The 18,077-nt window shown below is 35.6% G+C and carries 14 protein-coding genes; 6 read left to right on the plus strand and 8 right to left on the minus strand.

The window, feature by feature from the left end; all coding sequences use genetic code 11:
- Nucleotides 1-96 precede the first annotated feature (96 nt).
- The 4 genes from MMF97_RS12125 (at nucleotide 97) to MMF97_RS12140 (ending at nucleotide 7,948) form a co-directional block, all read left to right on the plus strand.
- Nucleotides 97-387 (plus strand): helix-turn-helix domain-containing protein, encoded by a 291-nt coding sequence (locus MMF97_RS12125; RefSeq protein WP_243362650.1) that lies wholly within the window; start codon nucleotides 97-99, stop codon nucleotides 385-387.
- Nucleotides 388-3,645, plus strand: a complete 3,258-nt coding sequence (locus MMF97_RS12130; RefSeq protein ID WP_243362651.1) for a helicase-related protein — start codon at nucleotides 388-390, stop codon at nucleotides 3,643-3,645.
- The gene (locus MMF97_RS12135; RefSeq protein WP_243362652.1) at nucleotides 3,645-4,658 is read left to right on the plus strand and encodes a PDDEXK nuclease domain-containing protein; all 1,014 of its coding nucleotides are present in this window, start codon (nucleotides 3,645-3,647) and stop codon (nucleotides 4,656-4,658) included. Before MMF97_RS12130 ends, MMF97_RS12135 begins: the two co-directional genes overlap by 1 nt.
- A 257-nt stretch (nucleotides 4,659-4,915) precedes the next feature.
- Entirely contained in the window at nucleotides 4,916-7,948 is a 3,033-nt protein-coding gene (locus MMF97_RS12140) for an Eco57I restriction-modification methylase domain-containing protein (RefSeq protein ID WP_243362653.1), read from the plus strand.
- Nucleotides 7,949-7,978: 30 nt separating this feature from the next.
- On the opposite strand, the gene MMF97_RS12145 is transcribed toward MMF97_RS12140, so the two are convergent.
- Complete coding sequence (locus tag MMF97_RS12145; RefSeq protein ID WP_317228617.1) at nucleotides 7,979-8,431, minus strand: TaqI-like C-terminal specificity domain-containing protein; 453 nt, start codon at nucleotides 8,429-8,431, stop codon at nucleotides 7,979-7,981.
- A 105-nt stretch (nucleotides 8,432-8,536) separates the two neighbouring features.
- Between MMF97_RS12145 and MMF97_RS12150 the strand changes: the two genes are divergently transcribed.
- Nucleotides 8,537-9,148 carry a master DNA invertase Mpi family serine-type recombinase gene (locus tag MMF97_RS12150; protein WP_243362655.1) on the plus strand — a complete coding sequence of 204 codons (612 nt, stop codon included), beginning with the start codon at nucleotides 8,537-8,539 and terminating at the stop codon, nucleotides 9,146-9,148.
- Nucleotides 9,149-9,797: 649 nt separating this feature from the next.
- Here MMF97_RS12150 and MMF97_RS12155 read toward each other — a convergent pair.
- From MMF97_RS12155 to MMF97_RS12165, 3 genes are read right to left on the minus strand one after another with little or no spacing between them, the layout of a single operon-like run.
- Nucleotides 9,798-10,811 (minus strand): hypothetical protein, encoded by a 1,014-nt coding sequence (locus tag MMF97_RS12155; protein WP_243362656.1) that lies wholly within the window; start codon nucleotides 10,809-10,811, stop codon nucleotides 9,798-9,800.
- Nucleotides 10,812-10,835: 24 nt separating this feature from the next.
- The gene (locus MMF97_RS12160) at nucleotides 10,836-11,441 is read right to left on the minus strand and encodes a hypothetical protein (protein ID WP_243362657.1); all 606 of its coding nucleotides are present in this window, start codon (nucleotides 11,439-11,441) and stop codon (nucleotides 10,836-10,838) included.
- Nucleotides 11,441-12,466: a S41 family peptidase gene (locus MMF97_RS12165; protein ID WP_243362659.1), complete on the minus strand. Its 1,026-nt coding sequence runs from the start codon at nucleotides 12,464-12,466 to the stop codon at nucleotides 11,441-11,443. Before MMF97_RS12165 ends, MMF97_RS12160 begins: the two co-directional genes overlap by 1 nt.
- A gap of 436 nt (nucleotides 12,467-12,902) precedes the next feature.
- Here MMF97_RS12165 and MMF97_RS12170 point away from each other — a divergent pair, with 436 nt between their 5' ends.
- Nucleotides 12,903-13,214, plus strand: coding sequence for a hypothetical protein (locus tag MMF97_RS12170; RefSeq protein ID WP_243362661.1), 312 nt, complete (start codon nucleotides 12,903-12,905; stop codon nucleotides 13,212-13,214).
- On the opposite strand, the gene MMF97_RS12175 is transcribed toward MMF97_RS12170, so the two are convergent.
- From MMF97_RS12175 to MMF97_RS12190, 4 genes are all read right to left on the minus strand, one after another.
- Nucleotides 13,211-13,822, minus strand: coding sequence for a hypothetical protein (locus MMF97_RS12175; RefSeq protein WP_243362663.1), 612 nt, complete (start codon nucleotides 13,820-13,822; stop codon nucleotides 13,211-13,213). The two genes, MMF97_RS12170 and MMF97_RS12175, sit on opposite strands and share 4 nt — an antisense overlap.
- Nucleotides 13,823-13,850: 28 nt before the next feature.
- Nucleotides 13,851-15,749 carry a beta-N-acetylhexosaminidase gene (locus tag MMF97_RS12180; protein ID WP_243362665.1) on the minus strand — a complete coding sequence of 633 codons (1,899 nt, stop codon included), beginning with the start codon at nucleotides 15,747-15,749 and terminating at the stop codon, nucleotides 13,851-13,853.
- Between the two features lie 97 nt (nucleotides 15,750-15,846).
- Nucleotides 15,847-16,809 (minus strand): thioredoxin-disulfide reductase, encoded by a 963-nt coding sequence (gene trxB, locus MMF97_RS12185; protein WP_243362666.1) that lies wholly within the window; start codon nucleotides 16,807-16,809, stop codon nucleotides 15,847-15,849.
- Between the two features lie 98 nt (nucleotides 16,810-16,907).
- A complete protein-coding gene (locus tag MMF97_RS12190) occupies nucleotides 16,908-18,074 on the minus strand; it encodes a dipeptidase (protein ID WP_243362667.1) in 1,167 nt (388 codons plus the stop codon).
- Between the last annotated feature and the right edge of the window lie 3 nt (nucleotides 18,075-18,077).

The following is an 18,077-nucleotide window of genomic DNA, read 5'->3' on the forward strand; positions in this document are numbered from 1 at the left end:
AACGAATTATTCATTATATTTGTCAATATTCGACAAGTCTATTATTTAATAGCGAAAAACAAACAAATAAACGATGGATAAGCCAATTAAACTCGGATGACAAATCAATTTGGTGAACTAATAAGACAATTGCGGGAGAAGCAAGGTTTGTTTTTACGACAGATAGCTCCTGCATTAGAAATGGATACTGCCCAGCTTAGCAAGATAGAAAAAGGCATTCGGCAGATTAAAAAAGAGCAAATAGCCATATTGGCTGACGTGCTCAAAACTGATAAAGAAGAACTACTTACGTTGTGGTTGGCAGATCAAGTTTCAAATCTTATAGAAGGAGAGCCAATGGCTGATGAGGTGTTGAAGATAGTATCAAAAAACAGGAAGAATAATTAAATGGCATCTAATTTTTTTACAAATCAAAGCTCTAATACGCTCTATAAAAAATTTGTAGGGGTATTTGAGCATATGAAAAATATAGAATACTTTAAATCTGTTATTGGCTATTTTAGGGCATCAGGATATTTTGCCATTCGCAAACATTTTCCTGAAACATTAAAGGTGAAGATTATTGCTGGTATTAATGTAGACCCCTTTATTGCTCTTGCACAAAAACAGGGTTTGCTCTTTAATGCGAATACAAAAGACACTAAACAATCATTTATTGAAGCTATACAAGAGGATATTATCAATGCAAAATATAGCCAAGAAATAGAAGAAGGAGTTTTACAGCTGATTAATGATATTGCAGATAAAAGAATAGAAATTAGAGCACATAATTCTAAAAAATTACATTCGAAGTTTTACATCTTTCTATCTCCAAATTTTAATGAACATAATCCAAATGGATTGGTTATCATGGGGTCTTCCAATCTTTCGGCACAGGGATTAGGTTTGGAGAATGTTGAGCACAACTACGAAATGAATGTCGAACTGAGGGATTATGAAAACGTCAAGTTTGCAGATACGGAATTTGAAATGCTTTGGTCTCAAAGCACTCCGATATTACCTGTTGACGCCCCAACATTGCTCAAGAAAACCTATTTGGATGTAAACCCAACTCCTTTCGAACTATATGTTAAATTTTTAATCGAATTTTTCGGAAAAAATATAGAGTATGACCCGGATAGCATCAGTGATATTCCGTTAAAAAAGTTCAAGAAACTTAGTTATCAGATTGATGCAGTTAACCAAGGGTATGAATTGCTGTTGAAACATAATGGCTTCTTTTTAGCAGATGTGGTGGGTACAGGCAAAACCGTAATGGCAGCTTTATTAGCCAAGAAATTTATTATCAACAACGGTGCAAAAACAAAAATTCTCATTGTATATCCACCTGCGTTGGAAAAAAACTGGAAAACTACCTTTAAGGAATTCAGAATTGATGAGAAATGTGATTTTATATCCAATGGGAGTCTGGACAAAATCATTAATGAAGTTGACCCGTTAAAATACAAGGAAAAATACGATTTGGTATTGGTGGATGAAGCCCACAAATTCAGAAATCACCAAAGCCAACAGTTTCAGAATTTAGAAATTATTTGCAAATCAGGCCGTGAGAACATTGGTAATATTGAAGGGTTTGAAAAGAAAGTCGTATTGATTTCGGCTACTCCGTTAAATAACAGGCCGGAAGACATTTATAACCTAATTTCATTGTTTCAAGACAGACGAAATAGTACCTTGAACGAACCAAACCTGCAAAAATTCTTTTATCCGCATATTGTTCGATACAAAGCCCTGATACAACAAACACCGCTTGACTTACAGGGTATTCAGGATATTTTCAATGATATAAGGGATAAAGTTGTTAAAGATATTACTATTCGTAGAACCCGTACGGATTTGAATAAAAATGAACGATATGCAAAGGATTTGAAAGAACAGGGAATTATCTTCCCTACGGTAGTAGAACCTTTTGCGAATGAATATGAGCTGACACACCATTTAGCTGATCTGTTTTTAGATACGGCAAACAGCATTATTGATAGAAGCAAAATCGACTTTTTCCGTTATCAGGCTATAGCCTATTTAACAGATGAAGCAAACGATGGATTGTATCAAAGTGCCAAAACTATTTCACGTTCGTTGGCATCGATTATGCAGACACAGCTGATTAAACGTTTGGAAAGCAGTTTCTATGCGTTCAAGAAATCACTGAACAAAATCACCACATCGACAAAGCAGATGATTGAAATGTACGAGCGGGATAGCGTTTTTATTGCACCAGACTTGGATATTACAGACTTGCTTAATAAGGGCTATACAGATGAAGAAATTGAATTGGAGATTCTGAAAATTGACGATGACAAGCCTAAGAACAAAAAGTTTAAGCAATCCGATTTCAAACCAGGGTTTATTGAAGGACTGAAACGTGATTATGAACATTTACTTGAACTGAATGAGCGTTGGCGGCGAGTTGACGAAAGCAACGACCCGAAATGGAATGTGTTTATTAGGTTACTGAAAGACGAATACTTTAACCCAACGAAAAATGAATTGGGCAAGCTGGTTATCTTTACAGAGTCGGCAGATACGTTAACGTATTTGACCCAACGATTGTCTAACGAAACATCCTATAAAGTTCTCAGCATCACGTCGGAGAATAGAAGTAAAATGTTCGAAGCCATTCGGGAAAACTTCGATGCCAATTATGAGGGTACATTCAAGAATGGTTATGACGTTATCCTAACTACTGATGTATTGGCAGAAGGCATCAACCTGCATAGGGCTAATGTGATTGTCAATTACGACACGCCTTGGAATCCTACTAAATTAATCCAACGCTTGGGCCGTATCAATCGTATTGGAACTAAGGCACAGTTTATTTACAATTACAATTTCTATCCGTCAGAGCAGGGCGACAACAGAATCAATCTTCGTCAAAAATCGTTGGCTAAACTACAAAGTAGCCACAGCACATTTGGAGAGGATAACAAGATATATACGTTGGAAGAAATTATCGACCAGTTCAGGATGTTTGAGGAGAAGGAGGAAGATAAGGATTTGAGAACACAGTATTTGGAATGGCTGAGAAAATACAGGGAACAGAACCCTGAAAATTTTAATGCAATCCGCAAAATGCCTTTGAAAATTCGTTGTATCCGGAGTGTCACGGATAAACAACAAAGCATTGCTTTTGTGAAGAATGGTGAGCATAAGAATATTTATCTCTATTCGGACGGTAGTTCGAAATCTCTTCCATTTGAACAGGCAGTAAAGGTATTTGAAGCATCTGTCTCTGAAGAAGGCATAAAAGCAATACCTGAATCACATTACCAGCAAATCAATCATATAGTAAGACAGTTTGAAAGCGATATCACAACTCCCGAAATGATTGGTGGTGTCGAAGACAAAATGGATGTAAGGTCAAATAAGGCATTGAATGATTTGAATAACTGGCTGGCTAATCAGATTATTTCAACTCCACGAGCCATAGAAGCAGGCAAGAATTTGATGCCTTTGCTTAAAAACGGAACGTACACTAATTTAACCAATGAAGTATATAAATTAAGGAACGAAACCGACCCAATAAAACTGGAAAATGAAATTATCCGTTTGGAGCGAAAATACACATCGAAAGTAAAGCGACCGGAAAAAGCAGATTTAGAGCCGATACAGCCCAAGATAATTATATCAGAAACATTTGTGTGATGAACATCAAAAAAGAGCTTATACAACAAATCCATTCCATCATTGCTACCGCAAGCGATAGGGCTATCCGGTCTGTTGATACGGAGCGGGTGCTGATGTATTGGCAAATCGGGAAAGTCATATTTGAAGAAGAACAGGATGGTAAAGAACGTGCAGATTATGGTAAATTTCTGATTAAATCAATCTCCGATGAGTTTCAGCCACAATTTGGAACTGGTTTTACGGTACGTCAATTAGAATTGAACAGACAATTTTATCGTACTTTCCCAAATACGAACGCACTGCGTTCGCAATTCAACTGGACACATTACAGAACACTTGTCCGCATCGATAATCAGGAAAAAAGGGAGTTTTACATCGCAGAAGCGGAAAAAAACAATTGGACAGCAAGACAACTGGAACGGCAGATAAACAGCCAGTTGTACGAACGTTTGCTGATGAGCAATGACGTAGCCTCTGTTTTGGCAGTAGCCAGAGCGGAAAAACTGCCAACGGACGCCAAGGAAATCATCAAAGACCCCATGGTGTTGGAGTTTTTGGGGTTGAAGCGAGAATCTTCCTATTATGAAAAGGACTTGGAAAATGCAATCATTACACATCTACAGGATTTTATTCTGGAATTGGGTAACGGCTTTGCATTTGTGTCACGTCAAAAAAGAATACATATTGAGGGCGACGAATATTTTGTGGATTTGGTATTTTACAACCGTTTGTTGCAAAGCTTTGTTGTCATTGAAATAAAGACCCAAAAGCTTACTCATCAAGACATAGGACAGCTACAGATGTATGTAAACTATTATGACCGATACGAGAAACAATCATATGAAAACCCGACCATAGGCATTTTGCTCTGTACCGACAAAAATGATGCAATGGTGAAAATTACCTTACCGGAAAATAACAACACCATCATAGCCAGCAAATACCAACTCTACCTACCCTCAGAGCAACAATTGATTGACGAGGTAAAAAAAGAAATTGAAAAACTGGACAATAAAGACATTGAACAATGACAACATCAGAAATAAGACATATCCTTGAAAGCCCATACGACAGAAAAGTTTGGAAAAACTTCCTACAAACTCAGTTTACCAACAACAAGCTGAATGCAGAAGATAGAACGATTGCTTTATCTGATAGGACCACCAGCAAGCAATGCCTCAGTTTAGGTAACTACGAAATTAACGAATATACCAAAATCGGTATTTTCGAGATTGAACTCAATGAAAAAGTAAACCTTTCCCGTAATCGTGTAGCATTACGAAACCTATTGAAAGATATTACCAAGCAGGTAGCGGGTGCAATGGTGGTATTTGTGCAAGGAGACAAATGGCGTTTCAGTTATATCAGCAAGCGTAAAGTCAAGAATAAAGAAACCAATACTATTGAGGATAAAGAAACTGCCCCAAAGCGTTACACCTATTTGTTTGGTAAAGGCGAAAAAGCATTAACTGCAGCACAGCGTTTTGACAAACTTATACAAAAGCAAAAAGACAATTTGTTTGACTTACTCTCATTAGACGATTTTGAAGATGCGTTTTCAGTTGAAAAGTTGAGCAAAGAATTCTTTAAAAGTTACAAAGAAATTTATGAACATTTTGTTGAGTTTATTACAGGCAAACGCTATGTAAAAAAGGGCAGCAAATGGACGGAGATACAAATACATGAAGCGCATTTTCAACTACGCAACTATTTTGATAACGACAGTAAACAAGCCCGAGATTTTGTAAAACGAATGTTGGGGCGCATTGTGTTCTTGTATTTCATACAAAAGAAAGGTTGGTTAGCCGTTCCAAAAGGAAAAAAATGGGACGAAGGAAATCCCGAATATTTGTTTGAATTGTTTAAAAATGCCAAATACAAAGAAAGTTTTTACAGCGATTATTTAGTGCCTTTGTTTTTTGAAACGTTGAATAATCCGAATGTTCAGAAAGAAAACAACGAATTACGGTTTCCGTATTTGAATGGTGGTTTGTTTGATAAAACACAAGATTACAAATACGACAAACTTGCTTTGCCCTCTGAAATTTTTGAAAAACTGTTTAGCACTTTCAATAATTACAACTTTACCATTTACGAAGATGCCCCCGATGAACACACCATAGCGGTTGATCCCGAAATGTTAGGGCATATTTTTGAAAATCTCTTGGAAGATAACAAAGACAAAGGTGCTTTCTACACACCCAAAGAGATTGTGCATTATATGTGCAAGGAAAGTTTGAAGACATATTTGTTAGCACAAGACGAAAAACTGTTTGCCGATGAATTGGCAAAAACAAGTTTAGAAAAAATTATCCAGCAGCAGGAGTTAAATGAAGATGAAAAAGCATTTGCCGAGAAAAACGCCTATAGAATAATTGACGCGTTAGAAAAAGTAAAAATTTGCGACCCTGCCATTGGTTCGGGTGCCTTTCCTATGGGATTGTTACAGGAAATTTTTAATGCACAGATTTATTTGCAGGAACTTAAAGGTTTTAAGAAAGCCAAATCCGATGCCGACATAAAAAAACACATTATTGAAGAAAGCATTTACGGTGTGGACGTTGATGCAGGTGCGGTGGACATTGCACGTTTGCGTTTTTGGTTGAGCTTGGTGGTTGATGAAGAAGTGCCACAGCCTTTGCCAAATTTGGCATTCAAAATCGTGTGCGCTAATACGCTAATTCCACTAAGTACAGACAAAAGTAATCAATATCAAATTGCAGGAGCAACTGACATTATCAAAGAAATAGAAAAAGTACGCCACAACTATTTCGATAGTAGTAAGGAAGAGAAAAAAGATTTGGAACGCCAATTTAAAAACCTGCAAAACAAACTGTGGAATACTGCGAAAGATTGGGTGATAAGTAAAGATGCTGATTTGTATCAACGCCTGTTGGAATTTAACCCTTTTGAAGACAAAAGTTGTAGTTGGTTTGATCCTTGGTGGATGTTTGGCGTAAAAGACGGCTTTGATATTGTGATAGGAAATCCACCTTATTTGAGAATACAAGGCATTAGAGATTCAAATCCAAAATTAGCTGATGCACTTACAAAGATTTACAAATCTGCAAGTGGTTCATTCGATTTATATGTTGTGTTTGTAGAAAGAGCATTACAAATCGTAAAAGCCAATGGAGTTGTAAATTTCATAATGCCAACGAAATGGACAAATGCAGCATTTGGGAAAGGATTACGACAAATTCTTTCTGATAAAAATGCGGCAAATAAAATAATCTACTTCGGAGCATATCAGGTGTTCGATGCTTCCACTTACACAGGAATACAATTTTTTAAAGCAAATTCAGATGAATTATCATATTACGAGTTGGATAGAGATTTGAAATCTAACGATGAACTATCGGATTATCTTCAATCACTAACACCAATAAGCGGAACATTTATAGCTAATAGCAAACTAACGAGCGATATTTGGACACTCACAGCAGGCGGAACTTCCAAAATCATTGATAAATTGAATTTACAGCCAAGAAGAATAAGTGATATTTTTGAAAAGATTTTTCAGGGCTTGGCCACAAGCAAAGATGATGTTTATTTTTTATATGATTGTGTTGACGAGGGTGATGATATAATTGGTTTTTCAAAACAGTTAAATAAATCCATTAAAATTGAAAGGGGATTTGTAAAACCATTATTGAAGGGCGAAGATGTTCACAGATACGACAATATAACTTCCAATCGTGTAGTAGTTTTTCCTTATAAATTGGAAAATGGCAATGCAGAACTGTACAAAGAAGATGAAATCAAAAATCAATTTCCATTGGCTTATGCTTATCTCAAAGAGTGTGAATCCATTCTGCGTGATAGAGAAAAAGGCAGGTTTAATATTGACGACGAATGGTTTCAGTTTGGAAGAAAACAAGGGATTAATTTCGCCGAAAAAGAAAAGCTCGTTGCCCCTGAAATATCTCTAGGCGGAAACTTTGCCTATGACAAAAACGGTCGTTTTTATTCTACAACAAAAGTGTATGGATATATTAAGAAAGATGGTGTAAAAGAAAGCTATCTTTTTTGGTTGGGCTTATTCAATTCAAAATTGTTTTGGTACTTCATACAACAAACAGGTTATGTATTAAGAGGTGGATATTTTACTTTCAAAACAAATTACATTTTGCCTTTTCCTGTTCCAAAAATAATTCCGACAGAAACAATATCTGCTGTTGAGGAATTAGTGAAAAAGATACTTAAAAAAAAGGAAAATTCATACCGTAAAAATATACTCAACGAAGAAAAAGAAATAGACAACTTTATATACAAGTTATATGATTTGAAAACAGATGAAATAAGCGAAATCGAAAGATAAACCTCATACATCTATCTGTAACAAAGCATTTTAAACTTTTTGTATAAATTCTACTTCTGCTGTCGTGAGATTATACAAATCGTAAACGATATCATTTATTTTTTCCTCAAATTTCTTTGTGTTTGCATTTTTATCTTTTGTCTTTTCAGCTAAAATTTCATCTACTAATTTTTCTAACATAAGAGCTGTTTTTTGTGGGATTTCAGGCATTGGAAATGGCTTTGTATAATGTGGCATAAATCTGAAATATCCATTTGCTAAAACAGTTCCTGTATTCACTAAATACCACCAAAACAACTGCGAATTTAAAATTGCTAAGAGCGATTTGTAACTATCGGTAACACCTTCTCTTTTTATGTATCCGTAAATTGTAGTAGATGAATAAAAACGACCGTTTTTGTCATAAGAGAAATTGCCACCCATCGAAATTTCGGGAGCAACTAATTTTTCGTTTGCAAATAGCGTAAGATTTTTGGGATAAATGTATCTATACCAAAATGTGTCATTTTTTAACCTGCGTTTTTATTCGACAATTTTTAGTTTAAATTGTACAGTATCATTTAGTATTAATTTAAATAAGTAAAATTTATGATTTACGGTTATATCCGCGTGAGCACAGACAAACAAACAGTAGAAAATCAACGTTACGAAATCAACCATTTTTGTGAAAAACAAGAGATATTGGTCAATAAATGGATAGAGGAAACAATTTCAGGAGCCAAAAATGTGGAAGACAGAAAACTCGGAAAATTACTCAAGAAAATGAAAAAGGGTGATATTCTGATTTGCTCTGAACTTTCACGACTCGGTAGAAATCTCCTTATGATTATGGGAATTCTAAACGAATGTATGAATCGTGATATTCAAGTCTGGACAATTAAGGATAACTACCGTTTGGGAAGTGACATCAATTCTAAAGTGCTTGCATTTGCTTTTGGATTATCCGCTGAAATTGAAAGAAATCTAATATCACAGCGTACTAAGGAAGCCTTAGCTCGTAAACGAGCAGAAGGAATTGTTTTAGGTCGTCCTATTGGGAGTAAGTCTTCTAAAACAAAACTAACGGGGCAAGAAAAAAAGATACAAGAACTGTTAGATAAAAATGTATCTTACTCAGCCATTGGAAGAATTTTGGGAGTACATAGGCTTACTGTTTCTGCTTTTGTAAAAGCAGAAAAACCACCAATAGCGAGTTTGTGAAGAAATCCACTTGACAAAAATGAACCGGAACAATACCCAGTTCAATATAAATACCTAATACCATTGGCTGTGCAAGACGTGTTGGAGAAATCATGAAGTATCTTGGGGAAAATGAACGTCCAAAAGAATCCTATGCTTTCTATTGTAAGATTTTCAGTTATTTAATATGTCTAAAAACGTCAAAAGCGGTATCAAGTTCCTGTAAAAATGATCAAGATGAATGCAAAAAGACTTTTAGAATTGATACTTAACGGGTGAAAAGAACCTGTAATGATTATTGTATAGACTTGATTGAAATACCGAACAATATGCAGAAAAGCATGAATTGTCATGGCTGTTTGAAGCGGATAAACTTAACCCTGTAACGGTCATAAATTTTGCATTTCCTTACGAGCTTGGAGATTTCCTCATGAGAAGAATTTCATGGCAAAAGAATATTTTTATGGCTAGATCAGTATCTGCAAAAGGACGATTTGGATCTTTTATTATTCCCTAATACGCAGAGTGATGATTTAAATCTAATTCTTGTATGGAGAGATTATATTCAAGAAATTTTTGCACTAACCGAAGATATTCCTCTTTCGTGTTCCCGTACGAGTGAATATCTTTTTTAAATCTCTCTGTATCAACTGACACAGAGAGATGAGTTTTATTTTACAAAAACAGCATTTGCCATTCCATAATTTGCCAAGATACGTGCAGCACCATTTTTCCATAAAACGGCTTTTTCTCCGTTTCTTCCTGCCACATAAACATCATTACCTACAGCATATACGGAGCTAGCAATAGAACCTTCATTCTTATTATTAAGCGTCATCAAACTTCCATTTTTCCATAATTTAGCATTATACTGATCATCGTTGCCATATTCATTACCCGTTACATATACATCATTACCCGATACACATACTGAATTGGCATAAACATCGGTACTGCCATCTGTAAGATTGGTTACATTCCCATTTTTCCAAAGTTTGGCTATAGCATTTGCTCCTGTACGTTCATAACCCGCTACATATACATTGCCAGCTGCCACATATACAGAAATAGCCTCTGTTCCAAATGGAAGCACAGTTGCATTTCCATTTTTCCATAATCTGGCTACATATTTATTACCAACGTATTCAGATCCTGTCACATATACATCTGCGCCCGCTACAAAAACAGAATAAGCCTGAGCCTGGCTACTTCCATCGCTAAGGTTAATCGCAGTTCCATTTTTCCACAGTTTAGCTATATATTTTTTGCCGTTAAATTCATAACCTGTAACATACACATTGCCATCTGCAACAAATACAGAAGATGCTTCAGCAAAGTTATTTACATCACTAAGGTTTGTAGCATTTCCGTTTTTCCATAATTTGGCTACAAGTTTATTGCCTACATACTCGGCACCTGCCACGTACACATCGTTACCTGCTACATACACAGCATTTGCAACAGCTTCATTACGTCCGTCGGTAAGGTTAGTTACCTTTTCATCATTCCAAATTTTGAGCGGTTCTTTTAATCCATCATATTCACTACCTACCACATATACACTTGTTTTAACAGGCTCTGGGCTATCATTACCTCGTTTAGAACAAGAAAGTACATTCAACATAGTTATACCCAACATCATCAAAGTAATCGAGTATTTCGCTTTTCTAATTTTTGTCTTCATTTATATATTTATTTGTGTTTCAATTCATTTTCCTGCAAGGATATTTTTTTCTGCTTCTTCAGCAACTGCTGCCCTATGCAGAATTATCGCTCCTGAGTTTTGGTCAAATGACAATTCTAACCAGGCATAATGTTTTTTCTCATTTTTTTTAATGGCAAATGCCAAATATTGATGTGAAGCTTCTTTCCATTTGCCTCTCCAGAAATCATTACCCGACATGGTTATAACCTTTTCTATTAATAAAAGATGGCTTGCATTATACCAATTGTGATTGATATAGGATTTTTCTCCAATCACATCTCCTGTATTTAACAATGGTGTTTCTTCATTACCATCTACTGGCGAATAGGTAAAAAATTCTCCTATAAAAAAATAGCTTCTACAATCTATTTTTTCAAAAGGATTTCCGATCAGATCGGTATTGATCACAAAATCTCTTATGCCATCACCATCCACATCGCAGGCATAACTTTTATTGAAGGGTACCTGTACATCACCTAGGGTTTTATATTTTATTTTACTGGTATATGTTGGCGGTAAGAGATCTTTTCTTTCAAAATCAAACGACTTACGACACGCAACTGATAGCAATGCAAACAGGACTGCCACTAAAAAGTATCTGTTCATCATTATTGACTTTTAATATTTTCGAGTACTTTTAAATAAAATTCTTTTTCTTGTTCGGGCATTTTTTCTGCAACAGTTTTTAATGCCATTTGATGTGCCGTTATCAGAGCTTTTGCCGCAGGAACAACCACATCGGGCTGTACGCCAACGCCCTCCCAATTGGTATGAGTAATTGGATTAATGGCTCTTCCATTAGGAATAAAAACAAAGAAACCATTGCCCAGATTTTCAACCTCTCCATCATTTGCAGCACCTCCCGTTACTTCGCCAACTAAAGTAGCCCGATTTTGGGTTTTAAGATCGTATGACATTTCTTCTCCGGCAGAGAATGTACTTTCAGAAGTTAAAATGAATACAGGTTTATCCAGGTATTTGGCTCCTTTTACAGAAACTGTCCAAAATTCATCTGTTTTATTGCCTTTGCGAGAATACAGGCTATTAATATGAACCGGATTGTTACCAAAAAAATAACTTACCAGATATTGTACAGTTTCAGGTTCTCCTCCCTGATTGTTCCTTAAATCGATAATTAAAGCATCTGTATTGGCCAAAAATGCCATGGCGCCTGCACAGGTTTCTTTAACCTTATCTACCGGGCCGAATACGTTAATTTTAAGGTAGCCTATATTACCATCTAATACATCTATCTTTGGAAAACCCAGATTAGTTCTTTTCAGCAATTGCCTAAAAATAGCTTCCTCTTCTTCTTTTCCAGTTAAATTCAGGTTCTCTTTTGCATTATACCATAAGTTGAGGTGCTTATCGTGCATCAGTTCTCTTAACTGATTGGTGAGTAGTTTTGCCAATTCTACTTTATTGTCAATCTTGGTATAAACACCTTGCTTTTCAAATTTTTTAATGCTTTGTCCGGCCTGTTTGGCTACATCAGGAAAAACATAATTATCATTGAGTTTTTGGATTAAACTGTTGATGGCTTGCTCCTTTTCTTTCTTTGTAAGTTTTACATTTTGAGCAAAAGAACAAGATGTAATCAGCAGAATAATGATTGCTAAAATGGTAGGCTTCATGTGTAGTTATTGAGTTTATAAAAAGTCTTATGGTTTACGGTCAATCTCCCCTTTCTTAAATCAATAGATTAGAAAGGAATATTTATATTTTCTGCAAATATAATAATTGATATATCAATATTTGATATATCAATTATTTGTTTAACAATTTTTAACTTTAGTACATTAGAAAGAAGAATTAGTTTCTATACAGAAGCATAAATATGCTCTTATATAGCTCAAAAACGGTATATTTATGGCATCATCATAACAGGAAGATGTCTAAAAGTTTTGAGATTCGTCATTCTGAACTTCCCGATTGAATTCGGCACAAGTTGTTTCAGAATCTGAAACATTTTGTTTAGCTCTACAAAGAGATCCTGAAATAATTCCGATAGCTATCGGAACAGGGTGACGACCGACCTTTTTAGACACCTTCTTTGAAATTTATCTTCAAATGATATACGGAAACAGAAAAGTAACCAAAGCGGTTGATAAGGCTCAACAAACGGCTCAGATTGTGGCCCAGGTTAAGCAGCTTTTAGAAAAGAAGATCATTAAAATTGAAGGAAACGTAGTTTATCTTTATCCCCAAATATTAAAAACAAAAGAGAGCGCATTAAATTGGATGAAATGTGTTTATACTTATTGCGTTTTGAAAAAACACATTAGGGATAAAGAAACCTTACTATTTGAAAATATAGAGAACAAAGAACCAATAGGTAAAATGGCTTTGTCTCCCAAACTTTTAATAGAAATTAATCCTTAATTCTTCTGTTCGGCCTTATTTTCTTTCATTGAAAAGGTATTGGAACTAAGTGTATATCTATAGGTCTTGGTTATGTTCTGCTCTTTTCCATCTTCTTTTTGTAGCACATTTACAGTTCTGTACAGATCGCCTTCTTTAATAAAGAACTTGTCATTGCCATTATAGCCCTTTATAGAACTTGTGCCCCGAAAACTGATCTTGTTAAAAGAGTTACCTGCAAATTCATACACATATAAATCGGCCTCGTTCTTTTTAACAGAAACCTGAAGATAGATTTCGGGATTTCCATCGTTGTCCATATCCATATTCCAGGCATCGGTTAAAATACCTTCACGTTCGGCAGAAACTGATTTAAAATTCTTTTTTACAGAATCAGACATCAGTATTGAATAGGCCCCTATACTATCTACGCCTTTTCCCCAGCTTAGCACCTCGAAGTGATAGCCTGGCTTAAGTTCTAGATCTTTATAAAATCCAAAGAGATCTTTTTGTGATTTTTGTGATACTACTTGTTTTTGTTGATCATCGATCTGTATTTTATTTTTGCATGCAGCCAATATGCTCAGGATCAAACAGATCGAAAAAATTCCTTTTATTAAATTTTTCATTTTAAAATCTTTTAAATCTTACTATTGATTATTTAGCTGTATCTGTATTTGTTAATAACGTTTCTGTTACCACACTTCTTTTGCCTGAAGGTGTAATAACAATAGTTTTAAGCGTTTTTTTCTGTCCCTTTGGTATAATTACCTGAATAGGTTGTGTATATTCAGTAGCATTCTCTGCCGGACGGTAACCATCTAATGTATAATATATTTTAGCACCTTTTACTGGACTTTTTAGCGAAATACTTACACTATCTGCATTAATTGTATCTGGTAAACCTATTGGAACAGGCACCCAATAATTAGTTGTAGTTTGATCTACCTTACTTAAATGTAAGGGCAGGCGTTCTTCTTCAAAGTTTTTGAAGTCTTTTTTTTCTAAAGGAGACCATGCGATTTCTGATAACGAAAAAAGTCTTGGTAAAAGCATGTATTCTGCCTTAGCGGGTGTTTCTATATATTCAGTCCATAAATTGGCTTGTACACCTTTAATGTATTTTTTCTGATCTGCTGAAAGCTCAGCAGGTACCGGATCATAGGCATATACTTTAGTATAAGTTGAGGTACCTTTTCCTTTTCTCCCGATGGTTAATGGTTCATCTGCAGATAGGGATTGCTTATGATCAAAATACAAACCATGACTTGAAGGAGTCATGATCACATCATGGTTTTGCTTGGCAGCCTCTATTCCCCCTTTTTCTCCTCTCCATGACATTACTGTAGCATTAGGAGCTAAGCCCCCTTCTAAGATCTCATCCCAACCGATAATGGATCTTCCTTTTGCATTCAGATATTTTTCTATACGGGTAATAAAATAGCTCTGCAGATCGTGTTCATCTTTCAGTCCAAGATCTTTGATCATTTGCTGACAGAATGCTGATTCTTTCCAGTATTTTTTAGGTGCTTCATCACCACCTATGTGGATATATTTTGAAGGAAAAATAGCCAATACCTCATCCAACACGTTTTGTAAAAAAGTAAAGGTATTTTCTGAAGGCACAAAAATATCATCAAACACACCCCAGGTTTGTTGTACTAATTTACCTTGCGTTGGACCAGACCACGGTGCATTAGGTGCTATATAAGTATCTCTATCTGGAAAACAGCTTAATTCGGGATAAGCAGCTATAGCAGCAGAACCATGTCCGGGTAATTCTATTTCAGGAACTACTGTAATGTATTTAGATGCCGCATAAGCCACTATTTCTTTAGCTTCTTCTTGAGTATAGTAACCTTTATATATTTGATTATCTGTTCCGCCTGTACCGGGATAATCGCCTACAATGGTACCGTTTCTACTTGAACCAATTTCTGTAAGCTTAGGATATTTTTTAATCTCAATTCGCCAACCCTGATCTTCAGTTAAATGCCAGTGAAAGCTATTCAGTTTATAAGCAGCCATCAGATCTATGTATTTCTTAATGAATGATAAAGGAAAGAAATGGCGACCTACATCTAAATGCAGTCCTCTGTATTTAAAACGTGGATAATCATTGATCTGCGCAGATTGTATTTGTACCGCTCCTTCAGTAACATCAGGTATCATTTGTATAAACGACTGCAAAGCATAAAACAGCCCTGCTCCTTTTCCTATTAATTTGATGTGATTTGGCGTAACAGCAATCTGGTAACCTTCTTCAGGTAATTTGTCTGCTCCTGCAGTTGTAATATGAATAGTTTTTTGATGAGAAAGAGCTGTTTTAGCTTCTTTTATATGAATGCCTTTTGATTTTAAAAATTCTTTGAGTGCAGCAGTGATTTTTGCATGTTGAGGTTCTGCCACCAATACAACCGAGTGATCTAATTTAAAGAAACCATTGTTCTTTACTACAGATACCGGAGCTGGTATGATACCCATATTGGCATCGTTTTGTGAAAAAGACGTTAATGAGGCAAAACAGCACGCAAGTGCAATAAATGCTTTTTTCATAAATTTTAGTTTGGTTGATTGGTTTGGGAGGTTAAAATAACATATAATTATATAAAAAAGGCTGTAATCCTAAAAATTCATACAGCCTTTAAAAAAATTATGCGTTCACGGTATCGTGTTTTGCCGCTAAGTATCTTTCGGCATCTAGAGCAGCCATACATCCAGATCCAGCAGCAGTAATAGCCTGACGATATTGGTTATCCTGTACATCTCCACATGCAAAAACACCTTCCACATTGGTTTTTGATGTTCCTAAGATCGTTTTCAAATAGCCTGTTTCGTCCATATCTAGCCAACCTTTAAAAATATCTGTATTAGGTTTATGGCCTATGGCTACAAAGAAACCATCTACATTTAAAGTACGCTCTTGCTGAGTTGTATTGTTAAGTACTTTAACGCCGTTTACAGTTTTACCGTCGCCTAAAATCTCTAATGTTTCTGTATTGTATAAAACTTCAATATTAGGTGTATTTAATACGCGGTGTACCATCGCTTTTGAAGCACGGAACTCATCTCTACGTACCAGCATGTAAACTTTTTTACACAATTTGGCCAGATAGGTTGCTTCTTCGGCAGCAGTATCACCTGCGCCTACAATAGCCACATCTTTTTCTTTAAAGAAAAATCCATCGCAAACTGCACAGGCAGAAACGCCAAAGCCATTATATTGCTGCTCACTTGGTAAGCCTAACCATTTGGCTTTTGCTCCTGTAGCAATAATTACTGTATCGGCTGTAATGGTTTTAATATCATCAATTACAACTTTATGCGGCAGAGCAGAAAAATCAACTGAGCTTACATAACCAAAACGTATCTGAGTACCAAAACGTTCTGCTTGTTTTCTAAAGTCTTCCATCATCTCAGGGCCTAATATACCATTAGGATAACCCGGGAAATTATCTACATCTGTAGTTTGTGTAAGCTGACCGCCCATTTCCATACCTGTATATAAAACAGGTTTTAAATCAGCTCTTGCAGCATAAATAGCAGCTGTGTATCCTGCCGGGCCTGAGCCTATAATTAAACAATTTACGTGTTCTATCTCTTGTTCTGTGTTCATTTTATGTATGTTATAACTGCAAATTTAAGCTTTATGTTTTAAAGGACAAGCACGTGTATGTAAACATTGAATTTTTACTTTCGCCTGCCTTTTATCTGTTATTTGCCTTTATTTATTTTTAAAATCCTGATGAAATTTCCACCTAGCATCTTTTCAATATCTTCTTTCTTATAACCTCTTTTATAGAGTTCTTCAGTTACTTTAGGGTAATCAGCAACACTATTTAATCCTCTTGGAAAAGATTCTGCTCCGTCAAAATCTGCACCCAGTCCCACATGATCTATGCCTATCAGTTTTACAATATGATCTATATGATCTACCAGCAATGCTACACTAGGTTTTAATAATTCTGTTTCTGCAGGATATTTAACACTTAAACTATCTTTAGCCGCAGCTTTTCCATACTTAGTAGAAAGTGCTTTCAGCTCTTCATCATGTTTATTAAAAAAGGCTTTATAATTACGGTCATAATCAGGATCTAAAAATCCACTGTAAAAATTAACTGAAATTACTCCACCATTCTTTCCAACGGCTCTGATCTGATCATCTTTTATATTTCTTGGAACCGGATTAATGGCATAAACGCTGCTGTGCGATACTAAAATAGGTTTAGTACTTACTGCAATGGCATCATAAAATGTTTTTTCACCTACGTGAGACAAATCAACCAATACACCTAAATCATTTAGTTTTTTAACCACCTGTTTACCAAAATCATTTAAACCTGCGTTTTCGGGTTTTACTTTACCTGAGCTTTCTTCGGCAGCAGAACTTGCCCAACTTGTACTGTTATTCCAGGTAAGGGTTAAATAGATCATTCCTCTTTTAGCCAATTCTTCTAATTTTTGCAGGCTGTTTTCAATCATATGCCCACCTTCTACCCCTATCATAGCGGCAAGTTTATTTTGTTTAACTGCTTTTTTCAGTTCTTCTGCATTTTTTACCAGAGCTATTTTATTGGGGTATCTTTTTATAAGGCTATATAGCGTATCTATTTCTTGATTGGCAATGGCAAAACCACCTGTTTCATCACACCAGATAGAAAATACCTGCACATCTAAACCTCCCTGTTTAGCTCTCACAAGATCAAACTGACCTGTTGTTTGGAGTTTTCCCAGATCTTCACCTGTTTTAATCTGTTTATGCAGAATGTCGCCATGTGTATCAACAAGAATAGCAGATCTGTGAATCTGTTCTGAGTTTTTTTGCGCTTTAACTGCTCCCATGGTTAAAAGCAGACCTAAAGTTAAATGAAGTGGACGCATAAT

It is taken from the genome of Pedobacter montanisoli (assembly GCF_022809115.1).
Classification (GTDB): domain Bacteria; phylum Bacteroidota; class Bacteroidia; order Sphingobacteriales; family Sphingobacteriaceae; genus Pedobacter; species Pedobacter montanisoli.

What these genes read in the sequence shown, in the direction of transcription:
- MMF97_RS12125 (WP_243362650.1), top strand. Translation starts at nt 97, where the DNA reads ATGACAAATCAATTTGGTGAACTAATAAGACAATTGCGGGAGAAGCAA.
- MMF97_RS12155 (WP_243362656.1), bottom strand. Translation starts at nt 10,811, where the DNA reads ATGAAGACAAAAATTAGAAAAGCGAAATACTCGATTACTTTGATGATG.
- MMF97_RS12180 (WP_243362665.1), bottom strand. Translation starts at nt 15,749, where the DNA reads ATGAAAAAAGCATTTATTGCACTTGCGTGCTGTTTTGCCTCATTAACG.
- MMF97_RS12130 (WP_243362651.1), top strand. Translation starts at nt 388, where the DNA reads ATGGCATCTAATTTTTTTACAAATCAAAGCTCTAATACGCTCTATAAA.
- MMF97_RS12170 (WP_243362661.1), top strand. Translation starts at nt 12,903, where the DNA reads ATGATATACGGAAACAGAAAAGTAACCAAAGCGGTTGATAAGGCTCAA.
- trxB (WP_243362666.1), bottom strand. Translation starts at nt 16,809, where the DNA reads ATGAACACAGAACAAGAGATAGAACACGTAAATTGTTTAATTATAGGC.
- MMF97_RS12135 (WP_243362652.1), top strand. Translation starts at nt 3,645, where the DNA reads ATGAACATCAAAAAAGAGCTTATACAACAAATCCATTCCATCATTGCT.
- MMF97_RS12150 (WP_243362655.1), top strand. Translation starts at nt 8,537, where the DNA reads ATGATTTACGGTTATATCCGCGTGAGCACAGACAAACAAACAGTAGAA.
- MMF97_RS12190 (WP_243362667.1), bottom strand. Translation starts at nt 18,074, where the DNA reads ATGCGTCCACTTCATTTAACTTTAGGTCTGCTTTTAACCATGGGAGCA.
- MMF97_RS12165 (WP_243362659.1), bottom strand. Translation starts at nt 12,466, where the DNA reads ATGAAGCCTACCATTTTAGCAATCATTATTCTGCTGATTACATCTTGT.
- MMF97_RS12160 (WP_243362657.1), bottom strand. Translation starts at nt 11,441, where the DNA reads ATGATGAACAGATACTTTTTAGTGGCAGTCCTGTTTGCATTGCTATCA.
- MMF97_RS12175 (WP_243362663.1), bottom strand. Translation starts at nt 13,822, where the DNA reads ATGAAAAATTTAATAAAAGGAATTTTTTCGATCTGTTTGATCCTGAGC.